This is a genomic window from Macrococcoides bohemicum, from assembly GCF_003259675.1.
GTDB classification, from domain to species: domain Bacteria; phylum Bacillota; class Bacilli; order Staphylococcales; family Staphylococcaceae; genus Macrococcoides; species Macrococcoides bohemicum.
In genome coordinates this window covers 60,256-76,753 of record NZ_PZJG01000008.1, presented here as the reverse complement: position 1 = coordinate 76,753, position 16,498 = coordinate 60,256, and the positions used below count along the sequence as shown (strand labels likewise).

The window sequence follows — 16,498 nt, the reverse complement described above, 5'->3', positions numbered from 1 at the left end:
AGTAAACGCTACTCTTTTAAGCATTACATCTTTTCAGGACTTGAAACACCGATCAATGTTAAAGCATTGTGTAATGTGATTCTTGCCGCTTCAATTAACGCTACATGCGCTTTTGACTTTTCCAGGTCGTCTGTTAATACTTTCTCAGCATTATAGAATTTATGGAAATGCGCTGCTAAATCCTGAATATAATTTGTAATGCGGTGTGGTGCACGTGCTTCTGCTGCCTGATCGATTGCCGTTTCAAAATCAGCGATACGTTTCAACAATTCAAATGCTTTGTCATTTGTAATTAAACTAAAGTCTGCGTCAGCAGAAGGTGTGATATCATTTTCAGCTGCCTGACGTAAGATCGAACAAATTCTCGCATGTGCATATTGCGCGTAGTATACTGGATTGTCACTAGATTCGCTCTTTGCAAGTTCCATATCGAAATCAAAGTGTGAGTCAGGGCTTCTCATCGTTAAGAAGTAACGTGCTGCGTCAATGCCTACTTCATCCATGATGTCACGTAACGTAATTGCGTTACCTGTACGTTTACTCATCTTAACTTCCTGGCCATCCTGCAATAAACGTACCATCTGCATCACTTGAATTTCTAAACGTTTAGAGTCTGTGCCAAAAGTTTCAAGTGATGCTTTTAGACGGTTAATATAACCATGATGATCTGCACCAAACAAGTTAATTAACGTATCAAAACCACGTTCAATCTTATCGTAGTGATACGCAATATCCGGAAGGAAGTATGTATAACTGCCATCTTTTTTAATCAGTACGCGGTCTTTATCATCACCAAATTCAGTTGTACGTAACCACGTTGCACCATCTTCTTCAAATAAATAACCATTTTCACGCATCTTATCTAATGCTTTATCAATTTCTTTATTTTCATAAAGTGAAGTTTCACTAAACCAGTTATCAAAATGAACATTAAATTCAGTTAAATCTTTTTTAAGCTTATCCATCTCATAATCTAATCCTAGTTTACGGAATGCTTTAATACGCTCAGCTTTGTCAGCATCTTTGTATTCAGGATGATCTGCAGCTAACCTTTTACCAATTTCAATAATATCTTTACCATGATATCCATCTTCAGGCAGTGCCATTTCTTGACCTAATGCCTGGAAATAACGTGCCTCAATAGAATATGCTAAGTTTTCAATCTGTTTACCAGCATCATTGATATAATACTCGCGTAATACATCATATCCTGCTGCAGATAATACGTTGCATAAAGTGTCACCCACTGCAGCGTTTCTTGCATGACCAATATGTAAGCTTCCAGTCGGATTCGCCGAAACATACTCAACTAAGATTTTTTCATTTTTAGGTTGCTCTGCTTTACCGAAATTATCTTTTTTATTTAACGCTTCCGTAATAATACCAGTGAGATATGCATTATCCATATAGAAGTTGATAAATCCAGGACCTGCGATATCAATTTTAGTGACATCCGCTTTTTTAACATCTAAATGGTCTACGATTGCCTGTGCAATTTCACGTGGATTTTTTTTAGCGTGTTTCGTTAACACCATGGCGATGTTTGTTGCATAGTCACCATTTTTAGTGTCTTTTGGAATTTCAATTTTAATTTCCGGTACTTCTGTAACAAGTGCTGCTTTTAATATCGCCTGTTTAATTTCTTCGATTAATGTTTCTTTTTGCTGTTGTACGATGTTCATTATACTCGCTCCTTATATTCTATATCGTATGTATAACTGCCTAAGACAGTTTGATTATTCACAATTGTGTATTGAATGTAAACTTTACCGGAATGTTCATCAGACTCGATGAACATTTGATTGGTTGTAACTTCCATAACAGTTTTTTGATTAGCCAGGTGATACATATTTTGTGTTGTCTCGTATGGGACAAACAAAAAATCTAACGTCAGTTGACCTTTTCGATTAATACGCACCCGTTCATCCTCAACCTTAACACGTACATCGGTCAGGATATCATCGATTGTTTCCTTATACATAATATATGTATGTGCCTTTTTTATGAGTGTGCCTGTAGTAATTAAATCGAATGTCTCCGTACCTTCACTATTTGTGATTTGTTGCTTTATATGAATCTCTATATTCAAGTTGATCACCCACTAATGATTATAACAAAATTTGCATAAAATTAAAGAAAGCAGGTATAAAAATACCTGCTTTCTTTAGTGTCCTAGCTATTTTTATAGCTACTCATATCTTACTAATGTTAAGCAAAAATTACAACCGAAAATCTACACGATTATCAAAGTCACATTTTTGTCACAAAATTGATGATATGACGGTGCTTATATTTTGCGGATACTCGCCGTATCCAGAAAAGATGAACTATCGTTAGCCCGTTTAACCTAACATCGTTTTTAGTTCTTCACCAGAATTGTTCCACATCTCAGGGTTATGATGCATTAAGAAGTCTTTTAGGACCTCTTTATTGTCATCACCAATCTGATCTAAAATGAACTTGTGCTTCATCGATTTATCCATCATATTGACGTGTTCAGCCATCACTTTATAGCCACGTTTACGTTCCTTATTTACTGCCATATAACAAGCAGTAGCCCCCGCATAATACGGACCGACTTCTGCACGTTCTGTCGTTACCCATACGAGCCAGTATTCTTTCTGGTCAGGACCTTCTGTTTCAGATTTATCCGTCACCCATTTCACACGCTTTTCAACTTCACTACGCGCATGCATCGCACCGATATCGATAAATGCTTTTTTCTCAGCAACATCAAGAAATACTGGTGCCACATTATCTAAGCTAATCGAGCCGATATTCGTACCTTTATGTCCGTCAAGCGGATCATTTTTTATAATATTAAACTGAAATTCTGCCATATTATCACCCTATTCTAATTCATTTAATACGTTAATAATTGCACCTCGAATTTCAAGGTCTTCGATATTTAAAATTGTTTCTTTAGGATAGTAAATTTTATAATCTTTTCTCTGAATACCTGTAATACTATTGATTATAACCGATTGAGTACTAATTTCTTTAATCTTGCCAGTAGACGTTATTAAGTGAATTGGTTTACGCGAGTTAATCCCAGGTCTGTTATAGTCATATGGCAAGTCACTAAACGAGTCCACAACAAAATAATAATCCGGATCTATGCCCCCTTTCGTAAACAATTCAGTTAGTTCATCTATCGTAAATCGATTACCATCAAACGGTAAATGTTTAAATAAATCACGGTTAACAAATCTGCGCGATAAATCACTTAAAATGGCGTCCTCTTCGTCAATCCATTGCTGCAGATAATAATTTAACACCATTTCATCGAGTCTTAAATATGCATCAACGGACACTTGATTTGATTTAAAGAACGGCACTAAATATTTAGGTGGTTCTTTAAACGCATATCCTGCCTCATACAACACTTTGGCACGTTTCAGGACACGATTTAACAATACTTCGCCACCACGACTGACTGGATGAAAATATACTTGCCAGTACATCTGGTAACGGCTCATTAAATAATCTTCTACAGCGTGCATACCACTTTCTTTAATCACAACTTCATCTTTTGTCGGACGCATAAGCCTTAATATACGTTCCATATCAAAACTACCATAACTCACACCTGTATAGAAAGCATCGCGTTGCAGATAGTCCATACGGTCAGCATCAATCTGCGAACTAATCATCGAAATGACCAGCTTATTATGATGTGTCTTGTTGATTACAGCAGCTACTTCTTTCGGAAATTCAGGTGAAACGCGTGACAACACATGATTTACTTCCGTATCTCCTAATATGATCTGCTGTGTGTAAAGCTCGTGATCCGTATTAAAAATCTTCTCGAAACAATGAGAGAACGGACCATGGCCTAAATCATGTAACAGTGCTGCACATAATGCGAGCGGACGATCTTCATTATGCCAATGTTCACGTCCAGCAAATATTTCGTCTATCATACGACGTACGATTTCATAAACGCCTAACGAATGATTGAAACGTGAATGTTCAGCCGTATGAAAAGATAAATATAACGTACCAAGTTGTTTTATTCGACGTAATCGCTGAAATTCCTTCGTCTTGATTAAATCCCAAATCAACTGATCCCGTACATGCACATAGCGATGCACCGGATCTTTGAATACCTTCTCTTCCTGCATCTTTTGGAATTGGTAGCCCATAGTGGTTCTCCTTTATTTTTTCATTACTTAAATTTTATCATAAAGCCTCTAAAATAGAATGATTAACGGCTTTTAAAAATTTTGTAATACAAAATTTTTTCAGAAAGTTATTGACTTATATATTTAATTAATTTAATATTCAACTTAACAAAAAATTTAATAATTATTTATCAAGAGTGACTGAGGGATTAGGCCCTATGACGTCCAGCAACCTATCCACACGGAAAAGGTGCCAATTCCTACAGTACAATTGTGCTGAAAGATAAGTAGAGATACTGATGGCTAACGTTTTCCCGTGCATACGGGGAAACGTTTTTTTTGTGAAAAAATTAATTCTGAGGTGAAACCATTGTCTAAGTTTAGTTCATATTTCTTAATGCAGGAAGTTGATATTGCAGCATACATACTTGAAACTACAAATTTATTTAACCCCGGTGACAAGTTAACAGTAAATGAAATCGGAGATGGTAATTTAAATTATGTCTTTCGTGTATCTAACGGCATCAAGTCCATTATTGTCAAACATTCAGGCGTCGTAGCGCGTATTTCAGATGAATTTAAATTATCAACTGATCGTACAATTCGTGAAGGGAAGTTACTCAAAGTACACGGCGACATCGTACCACAACTTGTGCCGCATATTTATGCGATTGATGATGTAATGAAATGTGTCATCATGGAAGACTTAAAAGATTACACAGTATTACGCCAAGGTTTAATCGATGGCAATATTTATCCGAATATCGGTGTTGATTTAGGGACATATTTGGCTGAGACACTGATTAACACATCAGACTTTGTACTTGATGCTAAAGAGAAGAAAGCTTTACAAAAAGATACGATAAATCCCGAATTATGCGAGATATCTGAAGATCTCGTGTTCACCGAGCCATTTTACGATAATTTCTCTCGCAATGAGGTCAGTAGTGCCTTACTTCCATACGTCGAACAGTTACTTTATAACGATGACGCATTAAAGCTTGCAGTCGCAGAAGCGAAGCTTAAGTTCTTAAATAAAAGTCAAAGTTTAATCCACGGTGATTTACATTCAGGTTCAGTATTTGTTAATGAAACAGAAACAAAAGTCATTGATCCTGAATTCGGTTTCTATGGGCCAGCAGGATATGATGTCGGAAATGTGCTCGCTCACCTTTTCTTTGCATATAGTAATGCGCAAGCGCTTGGCAGAGATGAACAGGCTAAATTTATTGCCGAAAGTATCACTGATGTATTAGAAGTATTCAAACAGAGAAGTTTAGCGATCTTACAGGAAAAGACGAAAGATGTCGCATTGAAACAAACTTCAGTTTATGCAAGCTATATCCGTTCAGTGCTTGAAGATGCTTATGTAGTATGTGGACTTGAAATTATTCGTCGTATCGTCGGACTTGCTAAAGTAAATGATTTAACGACTTTACCTGAGCAGCAACGCGCTCAGATAGAAGTGCAGCTTATTAAGTTTGCGAAATCGCTCATTCAATATCCGGAATCGGTATCCATCTACCCATCTATATTCTCACTATATACAGAATTTAAGGAGATTGCGGCATGACATTACAATCCATTCAATACAAAGATGGCGTTCTTACGCTCCTTGACCAGACGAAATTACCACATGATATACAGTATATCGACTGCACAGATTATGAAGCAGTAGCAGTAGCAATTGAAGATATGATCGTGCGCGGTGCACCAGCTATCGGAATTACTGCAGCGTATGGTGTTGTAATCGGTGCCTTACAATACAACGGGGATAAAGACTTTAAAATTTATATGCATGACGTTATTACACGACTATCCAATACACGACCAACAGCAATCAACTTGTTATGGGCGCTTGAACGATTGAGTCAGGTCATCACTGAAGATGTCAATCAGAGTATCGTGGCTTTAGAAAAGCTCGCTCAACACATTTACGAAGATGATAAATCAATCAATGACCGTATCGGGAAACATACGTTACCACTCATAAAACCGAATTCAACGTTTATTACGCATTGCAATCCAGGTAGTCTTGCAACAAGCACGTTAGGTACAGCGACAGCGGGATTTTATTTAGCTCACGCTCAAGATATTCAATTTAAAGTGTTTAGCGATGAGACTAGACCGAGATTTCAAGGCGCACTTACAGCTTTTGAGTTATCGCAAGCCGGCATCGATGTTACAACAATTACAGATAGTACTGCAGCCACTGTGTTACAGCAACAAGATGTTACAGCTGTTATTGTCGGTTGTGACCGCGTAGCATTAAATGGCGACGTCGTTAACAAAATCGGCACATTACCACTCGCAATTGCAGCAAAATTTTATAATGTACCGTTTTACGTTGCAGCTCCAACCCCAACCTTTGATTTAACCGTACCTCATGGAGACGCAATTCCAATCGAAGAACGCGATGTACGTGAAGTCACACATATTTATGACAATAAAGTTGCAGCTGACGTAGCTATTTATAACCCAGCTTTCGATATTACACCAAACAGTTTAATCACAGGGCTGATTACAGAACACGGCATTATCGAAGCACATGAACAAACAATCACAAAATTATTTGAGGAGATTAAAGCATGAAGAAACCATTACAATTATTACTTGCAACAAGTATCTTACTTACAGGATGTAATCAGGCAACATCACAATCTGAAGCGTCAGGTGAAATGAAAGGTAGGAAAATTGCTGTTATCCGTAACCTTGGTAGTGATGATCACACGAAACAATTTATCGAGGGTGCTAAATCACAAGGTGAGAAACTTGGGCTTAAGGTTGATACTTTCCTTTCGAATGGGAATGACGCAAAGTTTCAGCAGCTCGTCGATCAGGCAATCCTAAAGAAATATGACGGCATCGTATTATCGCACGGTAAAGAAGATTACAGCTATGACTTGGTTAAGAAAATTGCAGATGCAAAGATTAAAGTTGTTACATTTGATACAAAGTCAGATAAAGACGGCAAGGTTATCGATAATGTCGTTGCTACAAGTCAAGATGACCATGCATTAGCAAAGTTATCATTAGAGGCGCTGATTAAAGATAAAGAACAACCTGTAAAAGTACTTAAATTATGGGTCGGACCTGGTTTCCTACCGCTTGATAAACGTCAGGAAATCTTTAAAAAATATGAAACCGAAGGCAAAATTAAAGTCATTGAAAGTATCGGACCAACGAATTTTGAAGATGTACAAGGCGATGTGAAAAAGAAAACACAAGCTGTACTTTCAAAGCATAATCCAAAAGATTTTGAGGCGGTATGGGGATCTTGGGATGAGATGACAAAAGGCGCTTATCTTGCACTGAATGAAAAGAAAATCAATCTACCGATTTATTCAATAGATATCTCAAACCAGGACATCAACTTTATGAAAGCTAAAAACAGCAACTGGAAGACATCTGCAAGTGTTAATCCTAAAGTCATCGGTGAAACAGATGTAAGAATTCTGGCAAAGCTCATTAAAGACGAAAAAGTCCCTGCGACTTATGCATTTAAACCTGTTCAAATTACACAAAAAGATTTGAAAGAAGATACGAATATGAATAACCTTTCAAAGGCAGTTCCGGCATTTAGTCAGGAAGATGCTTTCAAAATTAAATAACGATAGGACTGAATACAATGCGCTTTGAAGTCTCAAATCTTAATTTAACGCTCAATAATCATCACATTTTAAAGGATTTATCTATTCATTTTGAACAAGGAAAGATTCATGCAATTATCGGTGGCAACGGTGCAGGTAAATCGTCATTAATGAAAGTATTGAATGGTACTTACCCTTACCAAAAAGGAACGCTATATAAAGATGGACAAAAAGTTTCAAGCTTTGCAGATGATATCGCCTACGTTGCACAAGAAGTTGATGATGTCTTATTTCAAAGTTTAACGGTATATGACAATTTGACATTCAAAGATTGCACGAAAGGATTTTTTTATAAGCAACAGCAAAAACAGAAATTGCAAAATTATATAGAGAAGTTTGGTTTATCTTTTTCTCTGAATACACATGTGCGTGACTTAACTGTTTCTGAAAAACAGCTACTTGTCATCATTCGAGCGATACTCGAAGATAAGCATTTACTCATATTAGATGAACCAACCGCTTCACTTAGTCAGCGTGAAGTTAATATTTTATTCAATGAATTAAATTTATTAAAAAAAGAAATGGCTATCATCTTTATTTCTCATCGCATACCTGAGTTATTAAATATTTCTGATGATATTTCTATCCTTAATGATGGCGAACGCATTGCATCCAAACAATCAGATGTATATGATGCTGAAGTACTTTATGAAGCTATTGCTGGAAATATACAGACACATCATAAGACAAATCACACTACAAAAGCGCAACTATTTTCTTTTCAGCATATACAAACCGATAAACTTCACGATATCAATATTCATGGCTTTAAAGGTGAAGTAATTGGCATAGCTGGATTAGTCGGTGCCGGTAAGACAGAATTGTGTGTTTGGTTATATGACCATTTATCTCATGAAAAAATATCTTATTGTCCAGAAGAACGTCAGAAACATGGACTGATTATGTCGCACAGTATAAAAGATAATATTTGCTTTAAAGACAATCATTTTTTTACCCATCATCAAGACGAAGAAAATAACATCTTACCTTTAGCAAATCATATTGGCTTAAAATATAAATCGTTATCTCAACAAGTTCAATCATTATCAGGCGGAAATCAACAGAAAGTAGTATTACTACGCGGCCTTTATCAACAATCAAATATCTTTATCCTTGATGAACCAACTGTAGGAATCGACGTCGGTGCTAAACAAGACTTATTTAAAGTTATCAATCAATTAACTGCCAACGGAAAGACAGTCATCTATGCATCAAGTGATTTTAGTGAACTGGTCAATATAACTGATCGCATCTATACACTACATAAAGGTCAAGTCGTTGATGAACAACTGACACAAAATACATCAGAAACTGATCTTTTGCACAAAGCTTCTGGAGGAATACAACATGCAGTTTAAACAATTCGGCTTACTCATTGTAATCACTATGTTAGTCATACTATTTAGTTTGACTGCACCAAACTTTCTATCTACCGATAATTTACTTTCAGTCATTAGTGGTATGGTTATTGTCACCATCGTAGCCATCGGTATCACTTTTAGTTTGAGTGTAGACGGTTTCGACCTATCTGTAGGCTCTACAGTTACGCTAAGTAATGCTGTTATCATTTCATTATTTGTATGGCACGGGATGAATATCGGGTTATCCATCATTATTACATTAACGGTTGCCCTTGTCGTTGCACTCATTAACTTAATATTAATTATTAAATTTAAAATCCCTGATCTGTATGCAACACTTGCGACGATGTTTATCGTTGAAGGTATCGCACTGACTTATGCTGAAGGTGGTTCAATCAGTCAAGGCATGACACGACAAAGTGGAGCTACTACAACTGGTAAGATTCCTGAAGCATTCAAAGTTTTGTCAGAACCTATACCATTAATTATCACAATGTTCATTATTGTAGCCATTACATACGTTTTATTACATCGCACAAATCCCGGTCGCATCATGTATATGATTGGCGATAACAAACATGCAGTACAATTCGGTGGCATCAAGGTAACAAAATATATCATTATCAGTTATTTGGCATCTGCATTCTTTGCATGTATCGGTGGTATACTCCTTGCCAGTCAAGTATCATCAGCTCAAGTTAATTCAGGCTCAGGATACTTAATGACCGCAGTTGCGGCTGCATTTATCGGGGCCACTGTTTCTAAATCAGGTAAGCCTAATATTATCGGTACATTTTTAGGAGCTCTGCTCATTGCAATACTGGAAAACGGTCTCGTCATGTTATCCGTTCCATATTATGGCTTGAATATTATAAAAGGGCTCGTCCTAGCAGGTGCATTAATTATTAACTATGCACAGTTTAAACAAAGGAGGTCAAAACGTGTCACATATCATAGCGAAGTACCAGCTACACAACAATCCATCTAAAATTGATACTATCGCAGAAAAATTAGCAGTTGGTTTAACTGTCGGAAGCTGGACAGATTTAACGGCTGAAGATCAGGCACATTTAGAGCAATATAAAGGTGAAGTTATTACCAAGGAAATCATCGATGCAGAAAAAGGGTTATTACATATTGCTATTGCTTATCCGGAACACAATATCACCCCAGACTTTTCTTCAATATTAACGACTGTATTCGGCAAACTTTCATTAGACGGAAAAGTAAAGTTACTCGATATCGATTTTACGACGTACAGCAAACATTTTAAAGGTCCTACGTTTGGTGTTGAAGGTGTGAGAGATTTACTAAATATTTATGATCGTCCACTTGTAATGAGCATCTTTAAGGGCATTATCGGTAGAGATGCAGCATTTTTCGAAGCGCAACTGCGTGCACAGGCGTTGAGTGTCGATATTATTAAAGATGATGAAATATTATATGACGTACCTGAACTCCCTTTTGAAGAACGTATTACTATCGGCAAACGCGTGCTAGATGAAATATTTGAAGCAACTGGTCGTCGCGTACTATATGCAGTCAATCTATCCGGTCCGGTATTTGAATTACCAGACAAAGCACGTAAGGCAAAACATCTCGGTGCGAATGCCTTATTATTCAACGTTCATACGTATGGACTTGACGCACTTAGAGGGTTACGCGATTTAGAATTGGATTTACCAATTCTTGCTCATCCTGCATTAAGTGGTGCATTATGTGGTAGCTCTGACTATGGTATCAGTTATCAATTACTACTATCTAAGTTGACACGACTTGCAGGTGCAGATCTTATTCTTTTCCCTGTCCCATACGGGTCTATCGAACTAACAGAAGATGATGCTAAAAGTATTGTCGCCCATGCATTAGAAGGGAGTACAATAAAAAAAGCATTTCCTGTCCCATCAGCCGGCGTTCATCCAGGTCTGGTTAAACGTATTATCGATGACTTTGGTGAAGACATCGTCATTAATGCTGGTGGTGGTGTCCATGGTCATCCAGACGGTGCAACTGCTGGCGGTGAAGCTTTCCATGAAGCCATTCGTCAATACAAGACAGGCGTAGGTGGTAAACATTATGATAAGGCGGTGGCTTTATGGGGTACATCATAGCCTGTGATTTCGATGGTACAGTAACAGCTACTGATACGATTATAGCCATCATAAAGAAGTTTGCACCTATTGAAGGACAACCTATCACCGATCAAATACTGAATCAGGAAATCTCAATACAGCAAGGCGTTAGTGAACTCTTCAAATTATTACCGAGTGAAAAGAAAGAAGATATCATTCAATTCGTGTTAGAAGAAGTGAATCTCCGACCAGGATTTCAGAAGTTATTAGACGAAGCTCAAACACTAAACATTCCTTTCTATATTATTAGTGGCGGCATGCATTTCTTTATTGGTCCAATACTAGAGAAATTTAATGGCATCAAACAAGTGTTTGCCAATACCGTAGATTTTGCTGGAGATTATATGGAAGTAATTTGGAATTATCCGTGCGATAACTTATGTACTGGAGACTGTGGAACATGTAAGCCTTCTATCGTCAGACAATTAGTGAACGATGATGAAGTTATAGCAATTGGTGATAGCGTTACAGATTTAAAGTTACTGAGTATTGCCGATATTGCATTTACAACTTCAAAGCTTACGAAATTTGCCCGGGAAAAAGGCATCGCACATCATCATTTCGAAACATTTGATGATATTAAATTAAGCGAGGTGATCAAATGAGTGCATTAGAAGAAATTACACATATCAAAGAACGGCTCGCACGTAATGACTACTTCCCTGGGACAAGCGGTAATCTAGGTATAAGAATAGATGACCAGCATCTTTATGTGACTACAAGCGGTGTCGATAAATATGAAACAACAGACACAAGTTTTGTCAAAGTAGATATGGAGGGCATAGCTGTTGATACAGATCTCACCCCATCTCTCGAAACCGTACTGCATTTAGAAATATTTAAACGCAGTAACGCACACGCATCAATTCACATCCATACCGTTAGTAACAATGTGATTTCAGAGCTATATCATTCTAAAGGTGTAGTTGAATTCAGCAATCAGGAATTAATTAAAGCATTCGGTTTATGGCAGGAAAGTGATGTGTTGCGTATTCCTATTATCGAAAATCCAGCAGACGTTAAAAAACTCGCTGAAGGATTTGGAGAACACGTTACTTCCGATAGTGGTGTTGTACTCATTCGTAATCATGGAATCAATGCCTGGGGGAAATCTACTCAGGAAGCATATAAATTATTTGAAGCAGCAGAATTTTTATTTCAATATCATTTACAACTTGCATCTGCAAGACAATATATCAAATAAGAGGAGCGAAAATTATGGCATATTTAATTTTTCAGAAAACAGGTAAACGATTAGACAATCAAGAGGAAATTCATGCATTTTTAGAAAGCAATGAAGTCATTTATGAACAGTGGGATACTTCAAAATTACCTGACACATTAAAAGAAAATTATAACTTAACAGATGAAGATAAATCAGAAATCTTAAACGTATTTAAAGAAGAAATTGATGCAATCAGTGCGCGTCGTGGTTACAAAGCAAGTGACGTAATCAGTTTATCAGACACAACACCTAACTTAGATGAGTTATTGACTAACTTCCAGCGTGAACATCATCATACTGATGACGAAGTACGATTCATTGTAAGTGGAAATGGCGTATTTGTTATTCAAGGAAAAGATGACCAGTTCTTTGAAGTACATTTAGATCCAGGCGACTTAATTTCAGTACCACCTAACATAAGACATTACTTCACTTTATCAGACAATCGTAAAGTCGTTGCTGTAAGAATCTTTGTTGATGAAGCAGGATGGGTGCCAGTTTACGAAAAATAAATATAGATGATATTATAAAACCCGACACCTCAATATGAGTGTCGGGTTTTAATTATATCATCTTCTTCAACAATCCTGTTGTTACTGTTTCACCAAATAATTCTTCATTATATTCTCTAACAAGTTCAAATCCAGTCTTTTTGTAGAATCCACGTGCCTGTTCATTATTACTTGCTACTTCTACAAATAGTTCTTTATAGTCATCAAAGTGATTCAATCCTGCTTCCAGAAGTTCTGCACCTATATTGTGTCTTTGGAAGGATGGATTAACATAGATTGCTGATAAGAATAATTCTGTACCATTGATAAAATTAGCGAAACCAATCACTTCATCGTCATTTTCAGCGACTAAAAATAATGAATCCCCTATGCGTCGCTCTAGACGCTCATCATTATATGCCGCTTCTAAAAACTTAGCGATCGTACTTGCTTCCATAATTTTCGCATATGTATCATACCACGCCATAGAAGCGATTTTTTTAATATTGGGTACATCTGCATTTGTTGCTTTTCTAATCTTAACCATTCTACTTCCTCCTAAATTTTACAGCCTAATATTGTGAGTGAGTAATGATTCCCATCCATTATCGCAACATCAGGCAATTCCCCGTATTTAATAAATCCGTGTTTCATAAATAATTTCAATGCACGTGTATTATGTGAAAAAGTAAATGCCAAAAGCGTCTCTATATCGAGCGTCTGTGCAATTCGCTTCATTTCAGTCACTGCATACTCCCCTAAACCTATACCACGATAATCAGAATCTAAATACAAACTGATTTCTACCGTCTTACCGTATGCTGGTCTGCCGTAAAATGTTTCAAAACTCAACCAGCCCGCTATTTCATTATTTTTGAGAAATAAAAAAATCGGACGTTTTTCCGAATGGTTCAAAAACCATTCTGTCCGACTTTCTACGGTTACAGGCTCAGTGTCTGCAGTCACTAATCTACTTTCAATTGTGGAATTGTAAATTTCAACAATACGCGGCAAATCTTCTAACGTTGCATGTCTCATCTCAATCGACATGTGCATCACCGCCTAAAAATATGATAAACATATTATATCACTATTAATATCAGAATAATAAATATATTTATAAAATCTTTACTTAAACTGCAGCTTTTCTAATAAAAATTTGCCTAAAAGTGTCGCAACTTTTGTAAACAATGCGTAGCTTAAAAATGGTATTAGCTTTAAATGTTTGTAATAAATATAATGATATTCTAAATACGGTCTACTTCCGCGTGCTAGTTTATAATCTTTCGCACCAGCGCTATTGTTAATTTTATAACCATGTTCTTTTGCAAAATGGTATAACAATCCACTTGTCATAAAATACAACCCTTTAACAGACTGATCCATTCCAAAATATGCTGGAAATAATACATTTTCTGTTTGACTGACACCCATAAATGACACGATGCGTTCGTTATCTTTAAGGACAAACCATGTAAGTCCCATCTCTTTATATAAGAATTTAAAGAACTCCTCTGTGTAATGCGGATTGAAGTCCGAATATTTATCTAAATATACTTGTTTATAGAGAGGCATTAACTGGTGAAATTCATCCTCACGTAATTCATTCTTGAATGTTAGCCCACTTTTTTCAAAGCGCTTCATGTCTTTCTTTAAGTCTTTTCGTTCGTTCTTTGTATGTTTATCATCTGGATCAAATATATATATCGCGCGAGATATCATCGCTTCATAGCCGATTTCATTTAACTGTTTCATTTTATCTTGATGAAATTTGTCATTCAACGTACGAAATACAAGCGCATGTTTCGGAAATCTTGCGACGAGTATTCTTGTAATTTCCTGAAGCTGATCGAACTGAAAGTCTTCATACATTGTCGTTGACATAAATGAAGGAAATATCGTCACTGTCTTCTCACCAGTAAGTCCGAGTACCGTTCTGCCCACGTTCAATAACTGATGTGCAAGACTACGTACTATATTCGGCATCTCCATACGATTTACTTCTGAAATCATTTCTTCAATATATTGCCCTGTAAATGAATGAATCCAGGATGCTTTGTTGCCACCATCTTTCACACTATAAGGAATGAGCTGTCCGTTCAGCAATATCACTTCTACGCGCGCGTGTACATTCTCGATGCCACGATGAATACCTTCCATCATATACTGAATATATGCCTTATTAAAAGGAGAGATATCTGCTTCGTTAAAAGGGATATCTGCGTATTTCGTATAAATCGTCATTCGTAAGACCTCTTTATCTATAGATTTACAATGTCTTCATTCCATTCGATATCATACGTTGTAATCGTGTTGACTGTTGTCTTTTGAGATTTCGCTTCAAACCACCACTGAGCACCGCTTATAATTTGTTCAAAGAAGATTGACTTTTCACTTGGATGCCAGAAAATATCTTTCCCATACTTTAATCGCTCTAAATTATGTTTCTTTGGACGCATAATAAAATTATATAGCGAAACGAAGATCAGTTGACGCGCTTCATATTTCGGTTCGCATTGCTTTAATTCCCAAACGTCCGGCTGCATAAATAACGCACCATTTGTCGCACGTGGATTACATTCAATAAAGTAATAGTCACCTGTCGTATCACATTTAATCACATCAAAGGCAATTTGATACGACCAGTTTAAGTTCTTAATTACAGCTTCAATAATTGACTGAAGTTCTTCATTCTTCTCTGATGTGAAGTGTGTAGAACAGTTATAACTGTCATGTGTGTTCGATAAATATAATGATGTAGACAATGTTTTCCCGTCTTTTGCAAAGCTGTATGAACACCATTCTGTCCCCTTAATTAATGTCTGAATCATAAAAGGGAATTCGATCATATTATCATTCTCTAATGACATACGTGTTAATTTACGTACAGATTGACCGAAACGTCCGTACGGTTGTTTGACGATATATTCGTCTCCGGGAAAGTCGTTTATAAATGCTGTTAAGTCATCGTAATTCATGACATATTTCGTGTCAGGCACTTTAAAACCCATCGCATCGATTAACTTTGTGAAGTTATACTTGTTGTGGACTGACAGCATCTTAGAAATATCTTCAACCCATACAGGTGCGATTATTTTATCTTTCATATAAGAAAGATAGAAAGATTCTTCATTTAAAGGAATAATCAGATCAATATGATATTGCGTTACAATATTATTAATATCGTTAATATATTCTTCAGTAGAAAATCGTGGTGACGTCGTTAAAATGAACGCTTCGATAAACTTAGAATTTTTAATGCTGACCTTTTTGGTAGAATCCGTCAAGAAAACCGTTCTGCCTAATGCGACCTGCTGCTGCACAACTTCATAAGAAATTGGAGCACGCGCACCAGTAATTAATATACGTTGCACGAATCGTTCCACCCTTCTATTGATTCATTCATATCGTTATACAAACTAAGCATATCAAAGGGATGTTAAACTCATGTAAATTTACATTAAAGAAGTATGTAGGATTGTAAAGAGGAATAATTCAAATTAAAGAGACTGGAA

At 36.5% G+C, this 16,498-nt stretch carries 17 protein-coding genes and 1 riboswitch; of the genes, 9 read left to right on the top strand and 8 right to left on the bottom strand.

Annotated elements, in window-relative coordinates:
- Nucleotides 1–23 precede the first annotated feature (23 nt).
- From argS to BHX94_RS11185, 4 genes are all read right to left on the bottom strand, one after another.
- Nucleotides 24–1,682, bottom strand: a complete 1,659-nt coding sequence (argS, locus tag BHX94_RS11200; RefSeq protein WP_111746716.1) for an arginine--tRNA ligase — start codon at nt 1,680–1,682, stop codon at nt 24–26.
- Nucleotides 1,682–2,089, bottom strand: a complete 408-nt coding sequence (locus tag BHX94_RS11195) for a YwiB family protein (RefSeq protein ID WP_157742250.1) — start codon at nt 2,087–2,089, stop codon at nt 1,682–1,684. Before BHX94_RS11195 ends, argS begins: the two co-directional genes overlap by 1 nt.
- 253 nt (nt 2,090–2,342) lie before the next feature.
- Entirely contained in the window at nt 2,343–2,840 is a 498-nt protein-coding gene (locus tag BHX94_RS11190) for a YwhD family protein (protein WP_111746714.1), read from the bottom strand.
- 9 nt (nt 2,841–2,849) lie between these two features.
- On the bottom strand, nt 2,850–4,145 hold the full coding sequence (locus BHX94_RS11185) for an HD domain-containing protein (protein ID WP_111746712.1): 1,296 nt from the start codon (nt 4,143–4,145) through the stop codon (nt 2,850–2,852).
- A 164-nt stretch (nt 4,146–4,309) separates the two neighbouring features.
- Nucleotides 4,310–4,414, top strand: a riboswitch (SAM riboswitch).
- An 80-nt stretch (nt 4,415–4,494) separates the two neighbouring features.
- Here BHX94_RS11185 and mtnK point away from each other — a divergent pair.
- The 9 genes from mtnK to BHX94_RS11140 are packed head-to-tail and all read left to right on the top strand — an operon-like array spanning nt 4,495 to nt 13,004.
- Entirely contained in the window at nt 4,495–5,697 is a 1,203-nt protein-coding gene (mtnK, locus tag BHX94_RS11180; protein WP_111746710.1) for an S-methyl-5-thioribose kinase, read from the top strand.
- On the top strand, nt 5,694–6,716 hold the full coding sequence (gene mtnA, locus BHX94_RS11175; protein ID WP_111746708.1) for an S-methyl-5-thioribose-1-phosphate isomerase: 1,023 nt from the start codon (nt 5,694–5,696) through the stop codon (nt 6,714–6,716). Before mtnK ends, mtnA begins: the two co-directional genes overlap by 4 nt.
- Nucleotides 6,713–7,735 (top strand): sugar ABC transporter substrate-binding protein, encoded by a 1,023-nt coding sequence (locus tag BHX94_RS11170; protein ID WP_111746706.1) that lies wholly within the window; start codon nt 6,713–6,715, stop codon nt 7,733–7,735. Before mtnA ends, BHX94_RS11170 begins: the two co-directional genes overlap by 4 nt.
- Before the next feature lie 17 nt (nt 7,736–7,752).
- Entirely contained in the window at nt 7,753–9,132 is a 1,380-nt protein-coding gene (locus BHX94_RS11165) for an ATP-binding cassette domain-containing protein (protein WP_111746704.1), read from the top strand.
- Nucleotides 9,122–10,123, top strand: coding sequence for an ABC transporter permease (locus tag BHX94_RS11160; RefSeq protein WP_111746702.1), 1,002 nt, complete (start codon nt 9,122–9,124; stop codon nt 10,121–10,123). Before BHX94_RS11165 ends, BHX94_RS11160 begins: the two co-directional genes overlap by 11 nt.
- Nucleotides 10,077–11,246 carry a 2,3-diketo-5-methylthiopentyl-1-phosphate enolase gene (locus tag BHX94_RS11155; RefSeq protein WP_111746700.1) on the top strand — a complete coding sequence of 390 codons (1,170 nt, stop codon included), beginning with the start codon at nt 10,077–10,079 and terminating at the stop codon, nt 11,244–11,246. Before BHX94_RS11160 ends, BHX94_RS11155 begins: the two co-directional genes overlap by 47 nt.
- Nucleotides 11,231–11,872 carry an MtnX-like HAD-IB family phosphatase gene (locus BHX94_RS11150; protein WP_111746698.1) on the top strand — a complete coding sequence of 214 codons (642 nt, stop codon included), beginning with the start codon at nt 11,231–11,233 and terminating at the stop codon, nt 11,870–11,872. Before BHX94_RS11155 ends, BHX94_RS11150 begins: the two co-directional genes overlap by 16 nt.
- Entirely contained in the window at nt 11,869–12,471 is a 603-nt protein-coding gene (gene mtnB, locus BHX94_RS11145) for a methylthioribulose 1-phosphate dehydratase (RefSeq protein WP_111746696.1), read from the top strand. Before BHX94_RS11150 ends, mtnB begins: the two co-directional genes overlap by 4 nt.
- A 14-nt stretch (nt 12,472–12,485) precedes the next feature.
- A complete protein-coding gene (locus BHX94_RS11140) occupies nt 12,486–13,004 on the top strand; it encodes a cupin domain-containing protein (protein WP_096077911.1) in 519 nt (172 codons plus the stop codon).
- Between the two features lie 52 nt (nt 13,005–13,056).
- Here the strand turns inward: BHX94_RS11140 and BHX94_RS11135 are convergent, their stop codons facing one another.
- From BHX94_RS11135 to BHX94_RS11120, 4 genes are all read right to left on the bottom strand, one after another.
- A complete protein-coding gene (locus BHX94_RS11135; RefSeq protein ID WP_096077910.1) occupies nt 13,057–13,530 on the bottom strand; it encodes a GNAT family N-acetyltransferase in 474 nt (157 codons plus the stop codon).
- A gap of 11 nt (nt 13,531–13,541) precedes the next feature.
- Nucleotides 13,542–14,033, bottom strand: coding sequence for a GNAT family N-acetyltransferase (locus BHX94_RS11130; protein ID WP_096077909.1), 492 nt, complete (start codon nt 14,031–14,033; stop codon nt 13,542–13,544).
- 78 nt (nt 14,034–14,111) lie between these two features.
- On the bottom strand, nt 14,112–15,227 hold the full coding sequence (locus BHX94_RS11125; RefSeq protein ID WP_111746694.1) for a peptidogalycan biosysnthesis protein: 1,116 nt from the start codon (nt 15,225–15,227) through the stop codon (nt 14,112–14,114).
- Nucleotides 15,228–15,244: 17 nt separating this feature from the next.
- Nucleotides 15,245–16,357, bottom strand: a complete 1,113-nt coding sequence (locus BHX94_RS11120; protein WP_111746692.1) for an ATP-grasp domain-containing protein — start codon at nt 16,355–16,357, stop codon at nt 15,245–15,247.
- Nucleotides 16,358–16,498 lie beyond the last annotated feature (141 nt).